We start from the raw sequence: 21,758 nt of genomic DNA, 5'->3' as shown, positions 1-21,758 counted from the left end.
CGCTGTTCACTGTTCCCTGTTAACTGCTTCTCACAGTCTTATCTCCATCCCCGCCACCCAGGTCCGTCCCGGGCCGGGCTCGAAGTAGCCGCGGCTGGCCAGCGGGCGGTCGCTGTTGGCGTTGATGCGGATGTTGGCGTAGTAGTCCCGATCCAGCAGGTTATGGGCGGCGAGGTAGGTGGTCAGTTGGTGGCCGCCGGCGAGCCGCCAGCGGTGGCCGACCCGGCCGTTGACCAGTGCGTAGCCGCCGACACGGGTATCGTTGCCGTTCTCCGCGTAGACCGAGCTGATCATCAGGGTTTCCAGACTGGTGAAGGTGCCGCCGCGATAGTCCCGTTGCCATTCCAGGTAGAGCTGGTGTTCAGGCAGTCCCGGCAGACGATGGTCCCGCAGGGATTCGCCGTTTTCCTGGAAACGGCGGAACCGGTAATTGCCATAGGTCCAGGCGGCGCTGATCCGGTTCCAATCGTCCGGATACCAGCTCAGTCCCAGTTCCACACCGTCCCGCCGGGTACGGCCGGCGTTTTCATAAAAGGTGCGGCCGTCCTGCTCGAAAGGCACGATCTCGTCGCGGGTGCGCACGGTGAACAGGGTCAGTTCGTACTGCACGGTGCCGGACAGGTCGCCGCGGGCGCCGATCTCGCCATTCACGGCTTTCTGTGGTTCCAGGTCCGGGTTGAAGCCGCCGCCGTCGGGATTGGCGAACTCCGTGAAGGTGGGGCTCTCGAAAGCGGAGCCGATGTTGGCGAACAATTGATGGCGGGGATGGAGCCGCCAGTTCAATCCGGTGCTGTAGCTGCGTTCGGTGAAACGTCGATGGCCGTCGTCGTCGCCGTCCGCCAGAAAGCGGTCGTCGATGGACAGCTGCAACCGGTCCAGACGTCCGCCCAAGGTCCAGGACCAGTACTCATTCAGTGGCAGGGTGGCCTGGGCGAACAGTCCGGCGGCGGTGGCGTTCTGCTGCTCGTCGGCGGTGCGGCCCTGGCGTGCGCCGCTGGCACTGACCTGATAACGGTCACGATCATCCTCCTGCCGGTTCACTTCGGCGCCGACCACGTAGTTGAGCTTTCCGGCCTGGCCGGCATGGCGCAGGCCGGTGCCGTAAAATTGCCGCTCATAGCCCAGCTCGCTGCTGCCCGGAAAGGGTAACTGCTGTTCGAAATCGCGGTGGGTGTAGTGCAGATAGCCCTGCCAGGCGCCATGCTCCGTGGGCTGATCCCAGACCCAGCCCAGCCGTTGCTGGCGCACCACCTGGCCGGCGTCGAGCAGGTTGGAGAAGCGGGAGGCCTGATCATGATCCTGGTGCGCCTGGGCCCGGGTCAGGCCGCCGGGATCCTCGGCGGTGGGAATATCCAGCACCTCCAGCAAGGTGGTGATGCGGCCGCCGTTGGCGAGAGCGTGCCGCCATTTGCCATTGAGTTGATATTTCTCCACCCGGCTTTGTTGCCGCTGGCCATCGAAGGACAGGGCGGAAACGCCCAACGCGTAGTCATTGTTCTCGTCCCGCTGATACAGCGTGGCGCCGAGCTTGCGGTAGTCGTCGCTGCCGCCGGCCACACGCAAGTGCGCCCCGGGAGGCTGGCTGCCGCCGTCGTCGCTGTTCAGCAACAGCACGCCGCCGGCGGCGTTACCGTACAGGGAAGAGGCCGGGCCGCGCAGCACTTCCACCTGCCGCAGCCGGTCCAGATCAATGGCGTCCACCTGGGACTGGCCGTCCGGCAGGGTATAGGGCAGGCCGTCCACACGCAGATGCAAGCCGCGCACGCCGAAGGGCGCGCGAGCGCCGAAGCCGCGGCTGGAGATGCGCAGGTTCTGGGCGAAATTATAGCGGTTCTGAAAGAACAGGCCGGGGACCCGGTTGAGGGTCTCGTCCAGTTGCAGGTTCGGGCGGCCCTCGCCGTGAGCCTGACTGTCCACCACTGTTACCGCCGCTGGCGTGTCCAGCAGCGCCTGGCTCTGACGGGGCGCGGTCACGGTCACCGTCTCCAGGGGAATCGGCTGGGCGCCTTGGCCAAGACAGGGTAAAAGCAGCACGGGGGACAGCAGAACCGGATATCGCATGAGGACCTCTTGTTTGAATTATGGAATTAGCCGGTTTTGGCGTCCCGGGTCAATGCAACTTCCGTGCTGATCCCCCAATACCTATGGATCGGGGGTGGGGAGAGGGGAAAGTGACGCGGATTGAAACGGCCGGGTGTTCACCGTGACTTGTTTCGAGACAGTCTCTTAGACGGGCAGAACGCCGTAATACACTGCCAGGAAATGGCAAACGCTGCCGCCGACCACGAACAGATGCCAGATGGCGTGGTTGTAGGGCAGGCGATCCGCCAGATAGAACACCACACCGCCGGTGTAGGTAAGACCGCCGGCCAGCACCAGCCAGAAGCCCACGTCGTTGAGCCGGCCCACCAGTTCACCGGAGGCGAACAGAACCAGCCAGCCCATGACCAGATAGATGGCCACTCGGGCCAGCTTGTAGCGGTTGCCGAACACCAGCTTCAAGGCGATGCCGGCCAGCGCCAGCGACCAGATCACCGCGAACAGCACCCACCCCACGGTGCCGCGCATGTTGACCAGCAGAAACGGCGTGTAGGTGCCGGCGATCAACGCGAAGATGGCGCAATGATCGAGCATCTTGTAAAAGGCTTTGAGGGCGGGGCGGCGGGCACCGTGATAGAGGGTGCTGGCGGTATAGAGCAGAATCAGGCTGGCGCCGAAGATGCTGAAGCCGACAATCTTCCAGGGATCGCCAAGCAGGCTGGCGGCCACCACCAGGATCACCGTGCCGACGATACTGAGAGCGGCGCCGATACCGTGGGTGAGACTGTTGAGAAACTCTTCCAGCCGGGAATAGGCGGTCGAGGCCACGGTTGTCGAGGTCATGCGGTTCGGAATCTCATGAACGGGTGAAAAACGCATCATGCGATGATTGCCGGCGGACTGTAAAGGCCGGGCATACTTGTCCACTATGACATAAAGGCCATTGATCGAAAGGACCTATTAATCTCATGCCGTCTCACTGTTCGTTTTGTCACTCCGTTCGTCGTAACCTCGAAGGGTCTGTTAACCCCCCAGGTTGAACCCAAGGAGAGGCATCATGAGTAAGAAGAAGCAGACCCTGACCACCAGCGCCGGGATTCCGGTGGCGGACAATCAGAACAGCTTGACGGCCGGTCCGCGTGGACCGCTGCTGGTGCAAGACTGGCAGCTGTTCGAAAAGCACGCCCACTTCAACCGTGAACGGATTCCCGAGCGGGTGGTGCACGCCAAGGGGTCGGCGGCATTTGGCACTTTCAAGGTGACTGGTGACATTACCCAGTACAGCAAGGCAAAGGTGTTTCAGCCTGGTACTGAAACCGACGTGCTGTTGCGCTTTTCCACCGTGGCCGGTGAGCGCGGCGCCGCCGATGCCGAGCGTGATGTGCGGGGTTTCGCCCTCAAGTTCTACACCGAACAGGGCAACTGGGATCTGGTCGGCAACAATACGCCGGTGTTCTTCGTGCGCGACCCTTACAAGTTTCCGGATTTCATCCACACCCAGAAACGCGACCCGCGTACCAATATGCGTTCCAATACCGCGGCCTGGGACTTCTGGTCGCTGAGTCCGGAATCCCTGCATCAGGTCACCATCCTGATGTCCGACCGGGGCCTGCCGAAAAGCTATCGGCATATGAACGGCTATGGTTCTCACACCTACAGCTTCATCAACGCGAACAACGAGCGCTTCTGGGTGAAGTTCCACTTCAAGACCAAACAGGGCATTGAATGCCTGACCGATGAGGAGGCCGGAGAGATCGTCGGAGGCGACCGTGAATCCCATCAGCGCGATCTGTACAACGCCATCGAGAACAAGGATTTCCCAGCGTGGCGTGTGTGCGTGCAGATCATGCCGGAAGCGGAGGCGGAGAACACACCCTACAACCCGTTCGATCTGACCAAGGTCTGGCCGCACGGCGACTATCCGTTGATCGAGATCGGTGAACTGACTCTGAACCGCAATCCGGAAAACTACTTCGCCGAGGTGGAGCAGGCCAGTTTCAGCCCCGCCAATGTGGTGCCGGGGATCAGCCACAGCCCCGACAAGATGCTGCAGTTCCGCATCTTCAGTTACGCCGACGCGCACCGTTACCGGCTTGGTGTTAACTACGAGAGTCTGCCGGTGAATCTGCCACGCTGTCCGGTGCATGGCTATCACCGGGATGGCCGGATGCGTTTCGATGGTAACGGTGGCGGCAGCGTCAATTATGAGCCGAACAGCTTTGGCGGTCCGGTGGAGGATCCGGCGTTCAGAGAACCGCCGCTGAACATCAGCGGTGACGCTGATCGCTACGACCATCGTGAAGGCAATGACGACTACACCCAGGCCGGCGACCTGTTCCGGCTGATGACACCGGAACAGCAGGAGCGCCTGTTCGGCAACATCGCCCGCGCCATGGACGGAGTGCCGGAAGAGATCGTGCGCCGGCAGCTTGAGCACTTCGAGAAAGCCGATCCGGCCTATGCCGCAGGAGTGGCCAAGGCGTTGGGGCTGAGTCGCTGATACGCCGGGTGTCAGCCCATCGCGGCTTGTGAGCGGAGTAGCTGCTCACGAGCCGCGAGGCTTGCCGGCGTCATCGCCTTACATTCCTTACGGAACTGTGCATTAAATGTGGATTCCCGCGGACGCGGTTGCGCGCGCGGGAAGGCGCTCTCTAGAATGCGAGTCGTTATCATCTGATCGCCCTGCCCGGTGAGGTCTCTGGTGTCCGTGCTCGCCCGAGTGCGGCGTCGGCATCGCCGGCGGATTGACCCTGTGCCGGTGCCGACTCCATGTCTGAAACTCGTTCCGTTCCATTGTCCCGATCTCGCCTGGCCTGGGCGGTGCTGCTCATCGTCGTGCTCGGCGGGCTCTGGTATCTGCTATCCCGTTCCAGCTCCACACCCACCGGGCCGATGCCGCGCAACGCCTGGGAAGGTCCGGTGGCGGTGCGGGTGGTGAATGCCGAAGCCGGTGACCTCAATGTTCAGATCAAGGCCATTGGCACGGTGACGCCGCTGAATACCGTCACCGTGCGCAGCCGGGTGGACGGGGAACTGGCCCGCGTGTTGTTCGAGGAAGGCGCGGAAGTCAGCAAGGGCACCCTGCTGGCGGAGATCGATCCGGATCCGTATCAGGTGCAGCTGGCTCAGGCCCAGGGGCAGTATCAGCAGAACAAGGCGGAACTGGCCGGCGCCGAGCAGGATCTGGCGCTGTACCAAACGCTTTATAAACAAGACTCCATCGCCCGGCAGCAACTGACCCAGCAGCAGGCGCTGGTCAATCAGCTGCGGGGCGCGGTGAAGGCGAATCAGGCGCAAGTCGACGATGCCCGCCTGCAGCTGTCCTGGACTAGTATCGAAGCGCCCATCGACGGCCGGCTCGGCCTGCGCAACGTGGATGCCGGAAACCTGGTGAGCAGCGGCGACACCGATGGGCTGGTGACGATCACCCAGATGCGGCCGATTTCGGTGGTGTTCACGGTGCCGGAGACGCAACTGGATGCGGTGCGCAATGCCTTCGCCACGGGCGCGGCAATGCCGGTTCAGGCACTGGATCGCAATGGCGCCACCCTGCTGGCCAGCGGCCGCCTCACCACCCTGGACAATCGCATTGATACCGCCACCGGAACCCTGCGTTTGCGGGCGGAATTCGCCAACGAGAAAAACGAGCTGTTCCCGAATCAGTTCGTCAATGTGCGCTTGCAACTGCGGACCCTGCCGGACGCGGTGACCATTCCCACCGACGCGGTGCAATACGGCTCCCAAGGCACCTATGTTTATGTGATTGAAGACCAGAAGGCGCAATTGCGGCCCATCACCCTGGGGCCGGTGGACGGTGACCGTATCGCCGTGAGCGAAGGGCTGGCCGACGGCGAGGTGGTGGTGCTGGAAGGCATGGAAAGGCTGCGTGATGGCCGTGACGTGATCCTGGTGGAAGGCGACAGCCAGCCGGTTGCTCCGGCCGGAGCCGGTGAAGGCGCCACCGGCGGTCGCCGCGGTGGTGGTCAGGGCGGCCGTCCATGAGCCTGTCCCGGCCGTTCATCCTGCGCCCGGTGGCGACTTCGCTGCTGATGGTGGCGCTGCTGGCGGCGGGGCTGCTGGCCTGGCGGCTGTTGCCGGTGGCGGCGTTGCCGCAGGTGGATTACCCGATCATCCAGGTGTTCACCTTCCAGCCGGGCGCCGGGCCGGATATCACCGCGCGCACCATCACCGCGCCGCTGGAGCGCAGCCTGGGGCAGATCCCGGGGCTCAAACAAATGTCGTCCACCAGTTCCGGTGGGGCGTCGGTCATTACCCTGCAGTTTTCCCTGGAGGTGGATCTGGGGGTGGCCGAACAGGAAGTGCAGGCGGCCTTGAACACCGCCGACAACCTGTTGCCCAGCGACCTGCCCACGCCACCGATTTATCGCAAGGTGAATCCCGCCGACGCGCCGATCCTGACTCTGGCGATCACTTCGGACACGCTGCCGTTGCCGGATGTGTACGATCTGGTGGATACGCGCATGGCGCAAAAGCTGGCGCAGTTGGGCGGTGTCGGCATGGTCAGCCTGGCCGGCGGCCAGCGGCCGGCCTTGCGTGTGCAGATCAATCCCATGGCCCTGGCCGCCCATGACCTGGATCTGGAGGACGTGCGCAGTGCCATCGCCGCCACCAATACCAATCAGCCCAAGGGCAGCTTCGATGGTCCGCAACGTTCCACTTTGCTGGACGCCAATGACCAGATTCGTTCGGTGGAGGATTACCGGCAACTGATTCTTACCTGGATCGACGGCGCACCCCTGCGCTTGGGCGACGTGGCCACCATCGTCGACGGCGCCGAGGATCGTTTCCTGGCCGCCTGGGCCGATACCCAACCGGCGGTGTTGCTCAATATCCAGCGCCAGCCCGGCGCCAATGTCATCGACGTGGCCGACAGTGTGCGCGAGTTGCTGCCGCAACTGATCAATACCCTGCCGGCTTCGGTGGATGTGGCGGTGCTGACCGATCGCACCCAGAGCATCCGTGCCTCGGTGCGGGATGTGCAGAAGGAACTGGTGTTCGCCATCGCTTTGGTGGTGCTGGTGACCTTCGCCTTCCTGCGCAATGTTCCCGCCACCATCATTCCCAGCGTGGCGGTGCCGCTGTCCCTGGTCGGGACTTTCTCGTTCATGTATCTGGCCGGCTTCTCCATCAACAACCTGTCGCTGATGGCGCTGACCATCGCCACCGGCTTCGTTGTCGATGACGCCATCGTCATGCTCGAAAACATCGCCCGGCACCGCGAACAGGGCGCCTCGAAAATGGAGGCGGCCTTGAAGGGCGCCGGGGAAATCGGCTTTACCCTGGTGTCGCTGACCTTCTCCCTGGTGGCGGTATTGATCCCGTTGCTGTTCATGGGGGACGTGGTCGGGAGGCTGTTCCATGAGTTCGCGGTGACGCTGGCGGTGGCCATCGTCATCTCCCTGGTGGTGTCGCTGACCCTCACGCCGATGATGAGCGCGCGCATGCTCGACAAGCCGCCCGGCCATGACGAGCAGTCGCCGGGGTTGATGAACCGCGTCATTCGCCGCTATGGCCAAGCGCTGGACTGGGTGCTGGAAAGACAGCCCCTGGCCATGTTGGTGATGCTCGGCACCATCGCCCTGACCGCGGTGTTGTACCTGCTGGTGCAAAAAGACTTCTTCCCGGTACAGGACAGCGGCGTGATTCAGGTGGTGACGGAGAGTCCGCAAACCTCATCGTTTGCCCGTATGTCGGAACGGCAGCAAGCGTTGGCGGCGGCGTTGCTGGAGGATCCGGGCGTGGCCAGTCTGTCATCGTTCATCGGCGTCGATGGCACCAACACCACGCTCAACAGCGGCCGCATGCTGATCAATCTGCCGGCCCACGGAGAGCGCGACGGTTCCGCCTTCGAAGTGATGGACCGGCTGCGAGAGCGGGCGGAGAAGGTCGAAGGGATCACCGCCTGGTTCCAGCCGGTGCAGGAATTGAGCATCGAGGACAGAGTCAGCCGCACTCAGTACCAGTTCACGCTGACCACCCCGGACAGCGCCACCCTCAACGAATGGGTGCCGCTGCTGATCGAGGCGCTGCGGCAGCAACCGGAGCTGGCGGATGTGGCCTCGGACCTGCAATACGACGGCCTGCAGGCGTATGTGGATATCGACCGTGATGCCGCGGCGCGCCTTGGGGTCAGTGTCTCCGCCATTGCCGGCGCGCTGCAGAACGCCTTTGCCCAGCGACAGATCGCCACCTTGTTCACCCAGGCCAATCAGTATCGGGTGATTCTGGAAGTGGACCCGGAGCACGCCGAGGGCCTGTCCGCGTTACAGACCACTTATGTACCCACCGCCTCCGGCCAGCCGGTGCCGTTGTCCAGCGTCGCCCGCGTCACCCAGCGCCCGGCGGCGCTGCTGATCAATCACCAGGGGCAGTTTCCGGCGGCCACCATCTCCTTCAATCTGGGGCCGGACGTGTCCCTGGGCGGGGCGGTGAAAGCGATCGAACGGGTACAACAGGAGATCGGTCTGCCGACGGAAGTGGAAAGCCGTTTCCAGGGCGCGGCGGAAGCCTTTCGGGCTTCGTTGTCGAATACCCTGTGGTTGATCCTGGCGGCGATTCTGACCATGTATATCGTGCTGGGTATTCTGTACGAGAGCACCATTCACCCGATCACCATTCTTTCCACTTTGCCTTCGGCCACCGTCGGCGCCTTGCTGGCATTACTGCTTACTGGCCGGGCGCTGGACCTGATCGCGGTGATCGGGGTGGTACTGCTGATCGGCCTGGTGAAGAAGAACGGCATCATGATGGTGGACTTCGCCCTGGAGGCGCAGCGTAATCAGGGGATGCCGCCGCGGCAGGCGATACATCGCGCCGCCATGTTGCGTTTCCGGCCGATTCTGATGACCACGCTGGCGGCGTTGTTCGGTGCCATTCCGCTGATGCTGGCCAGCGGCTCCGGTGCCGAGCTGCGGCAACCGCTGGGCCTGGTGATGGTCGGCGGCCTGCTGGTGAGCCAGGTGCTGACACTGTTCACCACACCGGTGGTGTACCTGTTTTTCGACCGGCTGGCGCGCCGCCGGTCACCGGTGGTGGACCAGGGTGGGGCGGGCCCGTGAACCCGGCGCGGGCGTTCATTCAACGGCCCATCGCCACCGTCCTGATGGCGGTCGCGGTGGTGCTGTCCGGTCTGCTGGCCTGGCGCCTGTTGCCGGTGGCGCCGTTGCCGCAGGTGGATTTCCCGATTATCACGGTTTCCGCCAGCCTGCCCGGGGCCAGTCCGGAAAGCATGGCCGCCACCGTGGCGACGCCGCTGGAACGCGCGCTGGGCAGTATCGACGGCATCATCTCGATCACTTCGTCGAGTAATCAGGGTGCCACGCAGATCATGCTGCAGTTTGAATTGGGGCGTGATCTCAATGACGCCGCCCGCGACGTGCAGGCGGCGATCAATGCGGCGCGCAGTCAGTTGCCTTCGGGTATGCCCGGCAACCCGCAGTATCGCAAGGTGAACCCGTCCCAGGCGCCGGTGATGGGCCTGGCGTTGTCCTCGCCGAATCTGGCGCCGAGCGAACTGTACGATGCCGCCGCTTCGATTCTGGCGCAGAAACTGTCGCAGATCAGCGGGGTCGGTGAAGTCAGTGTCAGCGGTGCGTCGCTGCCGGCGGTGAGGGTGCAACTGGATCCCGGTGCGCTGCTGCAGTATGGCATTGCGCTGGATGACGTTCGCAACGCCATCAACGAAGCCAATGCGTTGCAGCCGCTGGGTCTGGTGGAAAATGACGACCATCGCTGGGAAGTGCGCACCAGCGATCCGCTGCGCAAGGCCAGTGCCTATCGCAAGCTGGTGATTCGTCACCAGGATGGCGCGGTAGTGCGGCTGGAGGACGTGGCCGAGGTGTCGGATTCGGTGGAGAACCGCTACAGCAGCGGTTTTCACAATGATCACCCGGCGGTGATCATGATGATCAGCCGGCAGCCCGGCGCCAATATCGTCGAAACCATCGATGCCATCCGTGAGACCTTGCCGGGGCTGCGTGCCCTGATGCCGGCGGACAGTGAACTGGCGGTGGTGATGGACCGCTCGCCGGGGATCCGCGCCACCTTGCGTGAAGCGCAAATCACCTTGCTGATCGCGGTGGCCCTGGTGGTCATGGTGGTGTGGTTGTTTCTGGGCAGTGCCCGTACCGCGCTGATTCCCACCGTGGCGATCCCGGTGTCCCTGATCGGCAGCTTCGTGGTCATGTATTTCTACGGTTTCTCGGTCAATAACCTGTCGCTGATGGCGTTGATCATCGCCGCCGGACTGGTGGTGGACGATGCCATCGTGGTGCTGGAAAACATCGAGCGGCATATCGAGAACGGGCTGCCGCCGTTGCAGGCGGCGATCAAGGGGGCTGGCGAAGTGGGCTTCACACTGCTGGCGATGAATGTGGCGCTGGTGGTGGTGTTCGTGTCGATCCTGTTCATGGGCGGCATTGTCGAGCGTTTGTTCCGCGAGTTCTCCATTACCCTGGCGGCGGCGATGCTGATTTCCCTGTTGGTCTCGCTAACCCTGACTCCCAGCCTGTGCGCGCTTTGGTTGCGGGGAAAAGCCACCGGCGCGCCCTCGGCCCTGGCCCGGCGCAGTGAGGCCGCGTTCCATTCCCTGCAACACGCCTATGCCGCCAGTCTGGACTGGGCGTTGCGTCATCGGCTGATTACCCTGCTTACCTTGCTGGCGGTGGTGGCGGTCAATGTGTGGCTGTATGTGGCGATCCCGAAAACCACGCTACCGCCGCAGGACACCGGACAAATTCGCGGCTTCGTCCGCGGTGACGACGGTTTTTCATTCCAGTTGATGCAGCCGAAGATCGAAGTGTTCCGGCAATTGATCATGGACGATCCGGCGGTGCAGGACGTTACCGGCACCAGCGGTGGCGATGGCGGTATCACCAATGCCCAGCTCACCATCAACCTCAAGCCGCTGGCGGAACGGGGGGTGTCGGCTCAAGAGGTGGTCAACCGGCTGCGGGCCAAGGCGCCTCATGTTCCCGGTGGCATGATGTTTCTGATGGTGGATCAGGATATCCGGCTATCGGGAGGGTTCAGTCGCAGTGATTATGAGTTGGTGTTGCGTTCGGATTCCCTGGAGTTGCTGGATATCTGGTCACGCAAGGCATCGGAAGCGATGCAGAAACTGCCGGAACTGGTGGACGTGGACTCCGCCGGTGACGAGGAAGCGCAACAGGTGGTACTGGATATTGATCGCGAAGCGGCGCGGGTGCACGGGGTCGACATGGCGACGGTGGCGTCGGTGTTGAACAACTCCTTTTCCCAGCGGCAGGTGGCCACGCTCTACGATGAATTGAACCAGTACCGGGTGGTGATGGAGTTATTGCCGCGCTACACCGAACAACCTTCGGTACTGGAGCAACTGGAAGTGTTGACCGACGATGGCGCGCGCGTGCCGCTGTCCACCTTCGCGACCTGGGAATACGGACTGACCAACGACCGCATTCGCCACGACTCTCAGTTCGCCGCCACGGGGATAGGGTATGCGCTGGCCCCCGGGGTCACGCCGATACAGGCGGAAGAAGCGATCCAGAAGGCGCTCAACGACATTATGCTGCCGCCGAGCGTGTATGCCGGGCCGGGTTCCGACCGGCCCAATTTCGAAGGCAACCTCAGTCAGCCTCTGCTCATTCTGTCGGTACTGCTGGCGGTGTACATGGTGTTGGGCATGCTGTACGAAAGCACCCTGCACCCGCTTACCATTCTTTCCACTTTGCCTTCCGCCGGTATTGGCGCTTTGTTGGCGCTGCGTATCAGTGATACGCCATTCAGCCTGATCGCGCTGTTGGGATTGTTCCTGCTGATCGGCATCGTGATGAAGAACGCCATTCTGATGATCGACTTTGCCCTGGAAGCGCAGCGTCGGGATGGCCTGGCCCCGCTGGCGGCGATCCGTCAGGCGGCGTTGTTGCGATTACGGCCGATTCTGATGACCAACCTGGCCGGTCTGCTCGGCGCGGTGCCGCTGGTACTGGGACTCGGCGAAGGATCAGAGCTGCGCCAGCCGCTCGGGATTACCATCATCGGCGGTTTGGCGTTCAGTCAGCTGTTGACGCTGTACACCACGCCGGTGATCTATCTGTATCTGGAAACATTGCGCCAGCGCACCCTGCGCCGCCGGTCAGGTGATAACCCTCTGGAGTCGGTATGAAGAGAAGAGGCCTGTAATGATGCGTCTATCCGCCACTTCCCTGTTGTGCTTGCTGGCCCTTGCCGGCTGCACCCTGGGACCGGACTATCGCACGCCGGAGAGTGCCATTCCGGCGCGATTCCAATACCAGGATGGCTGGCGAACCATGCCGGAGCAACCCTGGGTGGCCCAGGGTACCTGGTGGGAAGCGTTTGACGATCCGGTGCTGACCGATCTGATCCGGCGCGCGGATCAGGCCAGCCAAACCCTGGCCCAGGCGGAAGCCCGTTTCCGCGCCGCCGAGGCGCAGTGGCGTCTGGCCCGTGGTGAGTACAGCCCGCGACTGGACGCGTCCGTGAACGGTACTCGTAGCGGCGGCAGCGATACCGATCCCGGCAACTTGTTCAGTGGCCGTCTGGATATCAGCTGGGCGCCGGATCTTTGGGGGCGGGTGCGGCGCCAGGTGGAAGCGGAGCGTGCTGGTCTGGCCGCCAGCGCCGCCGACATCGCCGCTGCCCGACTGACCCTGCAGGTAGCGGTGGTGCAGGGCTATGTTCGGGTACGCGCGCTGGATCGCCAGCGCGATATTCTCGAACTGACCATGGCGGCATACGATCGCTCGGCGGAGTTGACTCGCAATCAGTACAACGCCGGTATCGTGTCCCGGTCCGATGTGATCCAGGCGGAAACCCAGCGCCAGTCTCTGCGCACGCAGCTCTATGATCTGCAACAACAACGAGCCCAGGAAGAAAATGCGCTGGCGGCCTTGTTGGGCGTGGCGCCGGTGTCGTTCAGCATCGCCGCCACCGATGATCTGCCGTTGTTGCCGGCACTGCCGGCGGCCCTGCCATCGGTGTTGATCGCGCGCCGCCCGGATGTGGTGGTGGCGGAACGGGGCGTGGCCCAGGCCAATGCGCTGATCGGCGTGGCCCAGACCGCCTGGTTGCCGGATCTTACCTTGAGCGCCTATGGCGCTTTGCAGGATGACACCTTCTCGGGCTTGTTCGATGCGCCGCAACGAATCTGGTCGGTGGGGCCGTCACTGGCGCTGACATTGTTCGATGGTGGCCGCCGGCGCGCCACCCGCGATATCGCGGTGGCCCAGTACGATGAGCAGGTGGCGAACTACAGACAGACCGTCCTGGACAGTCTGCGCGATGTGGAAGACGCCCTGGCGACGATGCAAATTCTTCGCGAGAAAGCGGAACAGCAGGATGAGCTGCTGGCCTTGGCGGAACAGAATGAAAGCGTCATCACCAACCGCTACCGTGCCGGCATGGTGTCTTTCCTGGAGGTGGCCACGGCGCAGAATCTCACCCTGGAAGCGCGCCGCTCACGCCTGGACATCACCAGCCAGCAATTGCAGGCAGCGGCGGAACTGGCCGCCGCCATAGGCGGCGGCTGGGACCTGGATGACCCGGTGATCCAGCGTATAGCCCGCCCTGAACCCGGCGAATAGCCAGCCAGTCGTGTTCGCATAGTTAAGGGCTATGGCAAAAATAGAGGCAAACGTTTTTATTAATTAAGACTCTGTCTTTATGCTCCTTGTCTATCAGAGACGTAATGAATGAAAGACGAGGAGAGTGTCCATGTTGAGCAATCGGGAAGGCCAGCGTGTTCCGGAAGTCACCTTCCGCACCCGGGAAGGCAATGAATGGCGGGACGTGACCACCACGGACCTGTTCCAGGGCAAGACGGTGGTGGTATTCGCGTTGCCGGGGGCTTTCACGCCGACCTGCTCCTCCACTCACCTGCCGCGCTACAACGAGCTGGCGCCGGTGTTCAAAAGCAATGGCGTGGACGACATTCTGTGCCTGTCCGTTAACGACGCCTTTGTCATGGACGCCTGGGCCGGCGACCAGGCAGCGGAGAACATTCGCTTTATTCCCGATGGCAACGCCGAGTTCACCGAGAAGATGGGCATGCTGGTGGGCAAGAAGGAGCTGGGTTTCGGTTCCCGCAGCTGGCGTTACTCGATGCTGGTGAAGGACGGCGTGATCGACAAGATGTTCATCGAGCCGGACCAGCCCGGTGACCCGTTCGAAGTCTCCGACGCCGACACCATGCTGGGTTATATCAATGGCGAGGCGGCGTTGCCCAAGCGGGTGACGGTATTCAGCAAACCGGGTTGCCCACACTGTGCCCGCGCCAAGAACGCGCTGCGAGAGGCGGGTTACAGCTTTGAGGAAATCGAGCTGGGCAGCCGTGGCCTCAGCTACAGCACCCTGGCGGCGGTGACCGGCGCCGGTACCACCCCGCAGGTCTATATTGAAGGCGAACGTATTGGCGGCGCCGATGAATTGGAACAGTGGCTGGCGGCCGCCGTTTCCTGACCCTTACCCGCGCTCACCGGGTAGCGGCGCACAAGGACGCGCGCCCACTGTTTTCCCCAAGTGACTTCCCCTTCCTCGGCCGGCTCCCCGCCGGCCTTTTTTTGTGGTGAGCCTCATTCACTTATCAGTCTGAAACCGTTTCCTACCGAAAGGGCTACGGAGCCGCTGTAGGGGCTTCGTAGCACCGCTCATGGACCCTGATCGGCTGGCGCCCGGCGTCCGCCAGGCCGTTTTTGGCATTCCGGGCAGGGCAAAATGGCACAAGCGGCACTGGCGTGCCGAATCGCCGTGATCGCATAGTGAAGGCCATTCGAGAAGTTCATCGGGAGACCGGGCATGAACACCAAAATGACCGCCATGCGGACCAATGCCAGCGACATCCAGCCGCGCCGCATGGATTTCGAGTTCGATCCGTCCATGTCGCGCTACTGGTTCGCCGACGATCAGTTCAAAACCATGCTGCTGACGGCCTTGTCCTGCACCTTCCCTGAGGGCGAGCGTTTCTTCGTCCGCGCCGTGCGCCACTATCAAAAGCAAATCTCCGATCCGGATCTGCGTGAGCGAGTGAAGGGATTTATCGGCCAGGAGGCGCACCACGGCAAGGAGCACGAAGCGTTCAATGACTTCATGGAAGAAAAGGGTGTGCCGACCCGCAAGGTGCATGACTTCGTGCACAATGGCATGAAGTGGATCGCCAAGAATCTGTCTCCGGAGCGGCAATTGGCCAAGACCTGCGCGTTGGAACATTTCACCGCCATGCTGGCGGAGCTGATTCTGGAAAACCCGGAGTTTCTCGAAGGCATGGACGAACGCATGCTGCCTCTTTGGCTATGGCACGCAGTGGAGGAAAGTGAGCATAAGGCGGTGGCCTACGACGTATACGCGGATCAGGTCGGCAGCTACTGGATTCGCACTTCGGAAATGGCGCTGACCACGGTGGAATTCATCGGCTTCACCATTTTTCACTATATCCAGTTGCGTCAGGGTATGGACGATAAACGGGATCTTCGTTCCGTGGGGAACGGGCTGAACTGGTTGTTCGGCCGGCCGGGTTGGCTCCGGCGCCTCGGACGGTCCTATGTGGCGTATTACAAGCCATCTTTCCATCCGGAAAAAAAGGACAGCCGCGCGGTACGTGAACAGGCGCTGAAAAAGCTGTCTCGGATGCTTGATCGTCCGGAGCTTCAGGGCGTCGGCTAAAGCAAAAAATAGCCGGCGGAGTTGCCGCCGGCCATCGTCGTTATTGCAGAGCTTCGGTGATGGCGTCGAGGGCCGCCGTGGTGGAGGTATAGGTAAAGCTGGAGCTGGCCACCGGGTGAGAAGAGAACTTCACCACCACCAGTTCCGCTTGCGGATCGATATGAATCATCTGGCCATGGATGCCGGCGGCCTGTAAGGCGCCATGGTCGTTGTGGGTCTGATACCACTGATTGTGGTAGGACTGCCCCCGACGGAAATCCAGACCACCGCCTTCGAATTTGGATCGCTCGCCACCTTTGAAGATGTCCTCGATGGCGGCCTTGCTGACCATCTGCTCACCATTGTAATGGCCTTTGCGGCGCACCATTTCGGCGAAGCGGGCGAGGTCGCGCAAAGTAGCGTTCATGCCGCCGCCGGCCAGCGGTGTGCCGTGGGGATCCACCAGAACATAGGCATCCCGTTCGGCGCCCAGCTTGCTCCAGATACGTTCGGACAGCAGGTCGGTGTAGTCCCGCCCGGAGGCCTTGCTGATGATCCAGGCCACCACTTCCGACTGCACCGTCTGGTAGGTGAACTGCTTACCGTGCTCGCCGCTCTTCTCCGTCAGGCTGGCGAGAAATTCATAAAGGGAAGCCGGACCCTGATAGTTTTTCGGTTTTGGCAGAATGCCGGAAGAGAAGGCGTAGCGGTAAACGTCGGAGGTGAAGTCCTTGTAGTCCTCGCGGTAACGCACCGCGGCGGTCATATCCAGTACCTGTTGTACGGTGGCGTCACCCCAGGCACTGTCTTTCAGTTCCGGCACGTAATGGGCCACGGTGGCGTCCGGGTCCAGCTCGCCACGTTGAATCATGTCGGCGGCCAGCAAGCCGGTGACTGATTTGGTAACGGACCACAGGATGTGCTGATCCTGATCATCCATGCCATCGGCGTAGGTCTCGTACACCACCCGTCCCTTGTGCAGTACGATGAAAGCGTCGGTATAGGTGTCGCGAAGCCATTCGGAAACGGTGGTGGTCTGGCCGCTGCCGTCGTCGAAACGGAGATCGCCCAGACCGCGGTCCTTGTACTTCAACTTTGCCACATCCGCCAGCGGATCGCGGGCGATGCCCCGTGAGGGTTGCAGTTCGCGCATGTGATGCAGTGCCCAGCGGCCATTGGGGAAACGGTTGAAATTAGCCTGGGTGACCAGCTTGTCCGGCGGTGGAGGGAAGCCCTGCATCAGTTGCAGTTTGGACAAAGAGGTGCTTTCCGGTGGCGGCAGTTGAGGTGTGTCGGCATGGCTCTGGCTGGTGATCAACAGGGCCGTGGCCGCCAAGCCGTAACGGAGGCTTTGTAACATGGTGTTCTCCCGATGGTTTTAATCCTTATTGGCTCCCGGGGTGAACAGGATCACTCAACCGTACATGGCCACGCGTTTGCGGCCCGGTGATTCACCGAACCAGTCGCGGAAGGCGCGATAAAACTGCGCTGTCTGACTGTAACCGAGCCGCACCGCCAGTTGCTCGGTGGTGAGATCGCGCCAGGGCATCAGTGTCAGCGCCAGTTGCCGGCGGCTGTCACTGAGGAGGGAGCGGAAATCCTGCCCCTCCGCTTCCACTCGCCGTTGCAGGGTGCGTTCGCTCACCGCCAGTAGCGAGGCGCACAGCGCCAGCGGCTTGCCCGGCAGCCCCACCACGGTCGGCAGCAGGCCGCGCACCGAGTCGCTCCAACCGAGGCCGGGTTGCATGCGCCGCAGTTGCCGCTCACGCTGGCCAAGGGCGTCGAGACTGCCGGCCGTGGCGGAAGGTTGCAGCAGGTGGGCGTTGCTGAAGACCACGCCGTCCTGCTCTTCCCCGCAACTGACCGGTACGCCCAGCAGCGCTTCCAGATCCCGGCGGCCCCGTTCGCCATGGCGGGCGCGCAGAGTCACGCGCCGTATGCGCAAGGGGCCGCCGCGTTCCAACAGGCGGCAGGTGGAATACAGCAATGCCAGGGCCTGGCCGTCGTAACTCTCGAAGCCGGGGCGGCGGAACAGCTGCAGGCTGCTTTCCTCGGCGCCGATCCGCAGACGGTAATCACCAAGCTCCGAATGCAGGCACAGGTAGCGCTGGTACTGGTTGACCCGGTCCAGAATGTCGCCGGGGATCGGCGACAGGCCGGGGAACAGCCGGCGCTGTTGTTCCAGCGCCTGAAACCCCCGGGCCAGCAGTGCCGGATCGCCCTGCTGATCGGCAAGCCGGGCGGTCAGATCGGCGCAACGCCAATGATTGATCCGCTCCGCTTCGGTACAGCGTTCCAAATGGTACTCGTTGAGCGCCTGATCCAGCCTCCCGCCAGGCACGCGTGCATCCAGGGCCGCTACCACATGATGGAAGTTCTGGCGGGACATGGTGGCATCGATGAGCATGGTCGGGACGGTTCCGGGAACAGACTGGCTCCCATTGTCGGTTTGTCCCGCTGACCGGCAAGTGCAATTCACGTCAACCACCTTACCGTCAGCCACGCAGGATGCGCGGGCGGGGAATCCCGCGCTCCTTGAGCAACGTGGTGACGCGCACCACCACGTCGCTGCGGAAGGCGGTCTCGTAGCGCACGTCCAGGACATACGCCTTGGTGCGGAAACGGATCGCCAGGGCATTGCCGATTTCCACTTCTTCGATGGCGAAGGTCACCGGTTTTTTCAGATAAGCGTAGCGGCTGGTGACCACCACTTCGCGAATCAGCGCTTCAATCTGCTCCAGATCCGCGTCCAGGGCGACATGAAAGTCCGACACCACCATCATATCCAGGGCGCCGGCATTGCCGGAGGCGACGGCGTCGGTAATGAACAGGGAGTTGGGGATGGTGACCAGATTGTCGTCCAGGGTCTGCAGCCGCACCGCGCGCAAACCTATGGCCACGATCTCGCCGTAGGTATCGCCGAACTGCACCCGGTCGCCCACTTGAAATGGCCGGTCGAACAACAGCAGCAGTCCGGCCACCAGCGATGCCACCACATCCTTGAGAGCGAAACCCAGCGCCACCGCCAAGGAACCGGCGGCGGCCAGAATGAACTCCCTGGGCGGGTTCAGAACGCCGAGGATGAGGGCGCCGGTACCGAGCGTGTAAATCAGAAAGCTGACCAGCGTGATGAACTGGAGAATCAGGAAGCGGCGGCTGGGCAACCGTTCCATCAGGGAATGGCCGAGCCGGTTCAGCCCCCAATTGAGCGCCCACAGAAACAGCCCGCCGAGAATCAGCAGCAGTATGGCGTAGGCGTTGAACAGGTCGATCACCACCGCCAGGTCGCTGACAATGTCGCCGTTCTCATTCATGGAGCAGATTCTTCCTGTTCAGTTGATTGATCACGGTGCGATACCACATCGGCACCACCCGGTAGCGGCTGTCTTCCCCCTTATAGATGAACCCGGCGTCCTGGCCTGCCTTGAGCGCGGAACGCACTACATTCTCGGAGAGATCGGTGACAGCGACGATTTCATCGCCGGACAGATTCTCATGGCTGACGATGGCGGCGTAGACGAACATCAGGGAATCGCCGGACTGGCCGGCGGCCAGTGCCGACGAAGGCTGTGCCGGCAGGCCCACCAGCACCTGCCGGGGGGTGACCTTGATCGATGTCAGCCACAGTTTCAGCGCGACCATCGGGTTGCCGCCACAGGCGTCCCACAGCAAACTGAAATAGCGCTGTTCCGCATTGCGCATATTGCCGGCCTCCGGACCCCGCGAGGACAGCAGCAGATCATCGTAGCGCAGCTTCTGCTTGCTGAGGTGGTGGCGTGACAGGATCAGTGAGCGGATCTCGCTTTGATCCCAGCGTTTCACCTTGATGACCCGGCGGAACTGGTAGTCACGGCCGAACACATTGGAGAGATAGGACCAGCTCTGGTTGTTGATCAATACCAGCCAGAACAGGTTATCCAGACGGGCGTTGGTGAGCGTGAGCAAGGTCTGCCAGCCTTCCAGCCCGCCGATACGGGCGAGGAAGCAGTTTTGCGTTTCGTCCAGGATCAGCAGGGTGGGCGGGCGCTGCTCGTCGTTCTTTACCAGGCTGGCGGGGCCTTCGTCCAGGGATTCGCCGAGAGCGTCGGCGATCATCGAGGTCACCGCTTCCGGTGTCACCGTGCGCGGCGGCACCGATACCGTCACCAGGCGCAGGTCCGGTTGTTCTTTTTCCATTTTGCTGACCAGCTTGCGCATGGCCATGCTTTTACCACTGCCCTTTTCGCCGGTCACCAGCAAAGCGTTTTCTTCCACGCTTTCAGAATGCCATTGCTCCACCGCCTTGATCATCGCATTGAGCAGGCCGGTGTCGATAAACGGGGTTTCCTGGTCGTCCGGCAACTGATTGGCGAACCACTTTTGATATTCCTTTCCGGCCTCGCTGGTGTCTTCCCGAACCGGCTCCTCATCCTCTCCGACCCCTTTGGTGCGTAACCGGAACCAGCGCGCCTTGAGGCGCAGGTACCAATCCAGTTCACCGAGCAGCATGTCCAGGTAATGAAACAGAAAATTCACCAGCGCCACCGGTAACAGCACCGGTGCGGTCCAGCCAAAACGCAGGCCCTTGAGCAGGCGCTCCGCCACCGGATCCAGGACCGATGGCAGAATATTCTGTAAACACAGCAGATAATCATCACGGCGGAACGCCAGCAGCCGGCCGGTGGCGATATAAAGACACACTCCCACCAGCACCGTGCAGAGCAAACCGATAAGAGATTGGCCAATCAGCCGGTCCACCGCGAACCATAGCGCCCACGGCAGCATCATCCACAGTGCCTGACGGCGGGCCAGAGCGCTGGCCTCGGTGATCTGGGCATCGTTGAGATAGCTGTGGGCGCTCTGGCAAACCCGGAACACCAGCCATTCCCCGAATAACCACAGCAGACCGAACAGCACATACAGGCGTGCCAGTGGCAACAGCCAGCGCACCACCTGGGTGGACGGGGAATCGAGCAACGGTGCCAGCAGATGGATCACCAGCCAGAGCAGCAGCCAGGGCACCAGGGGCGCGATGCCGCTGAGCAGCCGGCTGGCGTTCCACAGCCAGCGCTTCTGGCCAGCCCGGGAAACCAGACGCTCATGCAGGCGAAGCAGGGCACGGCGGCCGCGCCGGCCCAGTTTCATCACCAGCGCCAGGATGGCGAGACCGAGTATCACCGCCAGAGCATTGCTGACCAGCGGGGTGTAATGGCGTATCTCCCGGTTCAGAGTCCATTCCCGGTAGGTCTGCGCCAAACCCTGATGGAGGCGGTCGACGGTCATCCGTGCCTCCAGGCCGAGCAGCGGGAGCCACTCCGCCGGCGCGTAGCTGAGCCACAGTCGCAGCACGCCCTGGCGCTGCCACAGCCCCGAGCGCAGCGCCAATTGTTGCCGCCGGGTTTCATAGTGGTGACGCCATAGCGCCAGACGTTGCGGGGCGGGGATATCCGCCTGGATGTCCGCCACCGGCGGCGGCCAGAGAACGTCGAGCTGGCGGGCCGCGTTGGCCGGTTGGTTGCGCAAGGGCGGGAGCAGGGCGATCAGCGCGGTGAGATGATCACGCAATGGCCCGGAGGGGACCAGCGGATCGGTTTCCAGGGCCGTCAGGGACTGGTATTCCTCAAGCAACGCCAATGCGGCGGCGCGTTCCTGACGGGACAGGGAAAACCATTGGTCGCGTTGGTCATCAAGCAGGGCGCGGACGCCACGGCGTTCGGTAACCGCCTGATTGAGGCTCTCCTCCAATTGTTCGCAGCTCAGCGAGGGTGGCGTAATGGGGCCGGGCGGAGGCCGGTTGGCGGCGTCCGCCGGTGCGCCAAGCGCCTGATTCAACGTGTCCGGAGCAATGGGCGTTCCGTCCAGCAAACGCTGCAGGGGCTCCACCTGCCGATCCATGCTGACGGTTTGCTGTTCCCATTGCTCCAACTGCCGTTGTTCCCGGGCGCAGGTGGTTTCGGTGGCCGCGTTGGCCTGGCCGGCGAAAGCCAGCAGCAGCCCGGCCATCGACATAAACCAGCGAAGCCCCATAGTGTCTCCTTGTCCCTGTCCGCCCTGTCCTTCGACGGGTTCGACCCATTGTAGGG

13 protein-coding genes are annotated in these 21,758 nt (G+C 62.6%); 7 read left to right on the top strand and 6 right to left on the bottom strand.

The window, feature by feature from the left end:
• Positions 1-30: 30 nt before the first annotated feature.
• A complete protein-coding gene (locus tag CRO06_RS02790; RefSeq protein ID WP_097057690.1) occupies positions 31-2,061 on the bottom strand; it encodes a TonB-dependent receptor family protein in 2,031 nt (676 codons plus the stop codon).
• A 165-nt stretch (positions 2,062-2,226) separates the two neighbouring features.
• Positions 2,227-2,883, bottom strand: a complete 657-nt coding sequence (trhA, locus tag CRO06_RS02785) for a PAQR family membrane homeostasis protein TrhA (RefSeq protein WP_026948364.1) — start codon at positions 2,881-2,883, stop codon at positions 2,227-2,229.
• A gap of 214 nt (positions 2,884-3,097) precedes the next feature.
• Here trhA and CRO06_RS02780 point away from each other — a divergent pair, with 214 nt between their 5' ends.
• The 7 genes from CRO06_RS02780 (at position 3,098) to CRO06_RS02750 (ending at position 15,717) form a co-directional block, all read left to right on the top strand.
• Positions 3,098-4,540, top strand: a complete 1,443-nt coding sequence (locus tag CRO06_RS02780; protein WP_097057689.1) for a catalase — start codon at positions 3,098-3,100, stop codon at positions 4,538-4,540.
• A gap of 269 nt (positions 4,541-4,809) precedes the next feature.
• Entirely contained in the window at positions 4,810-6,042 is a 1,233-nt protein-coding gene (locus tag CRO06_RS02775) for an efflux RND transporter periplasmic adaptor subunit (protein ID WP_097057688.1), read from the top strand.
• Positions 6,039-9,119 (top strand): multidrug efflux RND transporter permease subunit, encoded by a 3,081-nt coding sequence (locus tag CRO06_RS02770; protein ID WP_097057687.1) that lies wholly within the window; start codon positions 6,039-6,041, stop codon positions 9,117-9,119. The genes CRO06_RS02775 and CRO06_RS02770 overlap by 4 nt, the downstream gene beginning before the upstream one ends.
• A complete protein-coding gene (locus CRO06_RS02765) occupies positions 9,116-12,205 on the top strand; it encodes an efflux RND transporter permease subunit (protein WP_022994694.1) in 3,090 nt (1,029 codons plus the stop codon). The genes CRO06_RS02770 and CRO06_RS02765 overlap by 4 nt, the downstream gene beginning before the upstream one ends.
• A 16-nt stretch (positions 12,206-12,221) precedes the next feature.
• Complete coding sequence (locus tag CRO06_RS02760) at positions 12,222-13,643, top strand: efflux transporter outer membrane subunit (RefSeq protein WP_022994695.1); 1,422 nt, start codon at positions 12,222-12,224, stop codon at positions 13,641-13,643.
• 130 nt (positions 13,644-13,773) lie between these two features.
• Positions 13,774-14,517, top strand: coding sequence for a glutathione peroxidase (locus CRO06_RS02755; protein WP_022994696.1), 744 nt, complete (start codon positions 13,774-13,776; stop codon positions 14,515-14,517).
• 336 nt (positions 14,518-14,853) lie between these two features.
• Positions 14,854-15,717: a metal-dependent hydrolase gene (locus tag CRO06_RS02750; protein ID WP_097057686.1), complete on the top strand. Its 864-nt coding sequence runs from the start codon at positions 14,854-14,856 to the stop codon at positions 15,715-15,717.
• Positions 15,718-15,757: 40 nt separating this feature from the next.
• On the opposite strand, the gene CRO06_RS02745 is transcribed toward CRO06_RS02750, so the two are convergent.
• The 4 genes from CRO06_RS02745 to CRO06_RS02730 all read right to left on the bottom strand — a co-directional run bounded on the left by CRO06_RS02745 (position 15,758) and on the right by CRO06_RS02730 (position 21,702).
• The gene (locus tag CRO06_RS02745) at positions 15,758-17,056 is read right to left on the bottom strand and encodes a serine hydrolase domain-containing protein (RefSeq protein ID WP_097057685.1); all 1,299 of its coding nucleotides are present in this window, start codon (positions 17,054-17,056) and stop codon (positions 15,758-15,760) included.
• Between the two features lie 54 nt (positions 17,057-17,110).
• A complete protein-coding gene (locus CRO06_RS02740; protein ID WP_026948361.1) occupies positions 17,111-18,103 on the bottom strand; it encodes a helix-turn-helix transcriptional regulator in 993 nt (330 codons plus the stop codon).
• An 88-nt stretch (positions 18,104-18,191) separates the two neighbouring features.
• Entirely contained in the window at positions 18,192-19,010 is an 819-nt protein-coding gene (locus CRO06_RS02735) for a mechanosensitive ion channel family protein (RefSeq protein ID WP_022994700.1), read from the bottom strand.
• Positions 19,003-21,702, bottom strand: a complete 2,700-nt coding sequence (locus CRO06_RS02730) for an AAA family ATPase (RefSeq protein ID WP_097057683.1) — start codon at positions 21,700-21,702, stop codon at positions 19,003-19,005. The genes CRO06_RS02735 and CRO06_RS02730 overlap by 8 nt, the downstream gene beginning before the upstream one ends.
• Positions 21,703-21,758: the final 56 nt, after the last annotated feature.

Origin of the sequence: Alloalcanivorax xenomutans (genome assembly GCF_900217905.1) — a bacterium.
GTDB lineage: Bacteria > Pseudomonadota > Gammaproteobacteria > Pseudomonadales > Alcanivoracaceae > Alloalcanivorax > Alloalcanivorax xenomutans.
The sequence above is the reverse complement of the archived record's forward strand: the minus strand, read 5'-3'. Positions and strand labels throughout refer to the sequence as shown.

Bases quoted from the DNA above. Each gene is read 5' to 3' on its own strand.
- CRO06_RS02740 (WP_026948361.1), bottom strand. From the start codon at position 18,103: ATGCTCATCGATGCCACCATGTCCCGCCAGAACTTCCATCATGTGGTA.
- CRO06_RS02730 (WP_097057683.1), bottom strand. From the start codon at position 21,702: ATGGGGCTTCGCTGGTTTATGTCGATGGCCGGGCTGCTGCTGGCTTTC.
- CRO06_RS02760 (WP_022994695.1), top strand. From the start codon at position 12,222: ATGATGCGTCTATCCGCCACTTCCCTGTTGTGCTTGCTGGCCCTTGCC.
- CRO06_RS02745 (WP_097057685.1), bottom strand. From the start codon at position 17,056: ATGTTACAAAGCCTCCGTTACGGCTTGGCGGCCACGGCCCTGTTGATC.
- CRO06_RS02770 (WP_097057687.1), top strand. From the start codon at position 6,039: ATGAGCCTGTCCCGGCCGTTCATCCTGCGCCCGGTGGCGACTTCGCTG.
- trhA (WP_026948364.1), bottom strand. From the start codon at position 2,883: ATGACCTCGACAACCGTGGCCTCGACCGCCTATTCCCGGCTGGAAGAG.
- CRO06_RS02775 (WP_097057688.1), top strand. From the start codon at position 4,810: ATGTCTGAAACTCGTTCCGTTCCATTGTCCCGATCTCGCCTGGCCTGG.
- CRO06_RS02755 (WP_022994696.1), top strand. From the start codon at position 13,774: ATGTTGAGCAATCGGGAAGGCCAGCGTGTTCCGGAAGTCACCTTCCGC.
- CRO06_RS02790 (WP_097057690.1), bottom strand. From the start codon at position 2,061: ATGCGATATCCGGTTCTGCTGTCCCCCGTGCTGCTTTTACCCTGTCTT.
- CRO06_RS02780 (WP_097057689.1), top strand. From the start codon at position 3,098: ATGAGTAAGAAGAAGCAGACCCTGACCACCAGCGCCGGGATTCCGGTG.
- CRO06_RS02735 (WP_022994700.1), bottom strand. From the start codon at position 19,010: ATGAATGAGAACGGCGACATTGTCAGCGACCTGGCGGTGGTGATCGAC.
- CRO06_RS02750 (WP_097057686.1), top strand. From the start codon at position 14,854: ATGAACACCAAAATGACCGCCATGCGGACCAATGCCAGCGACATCCAG.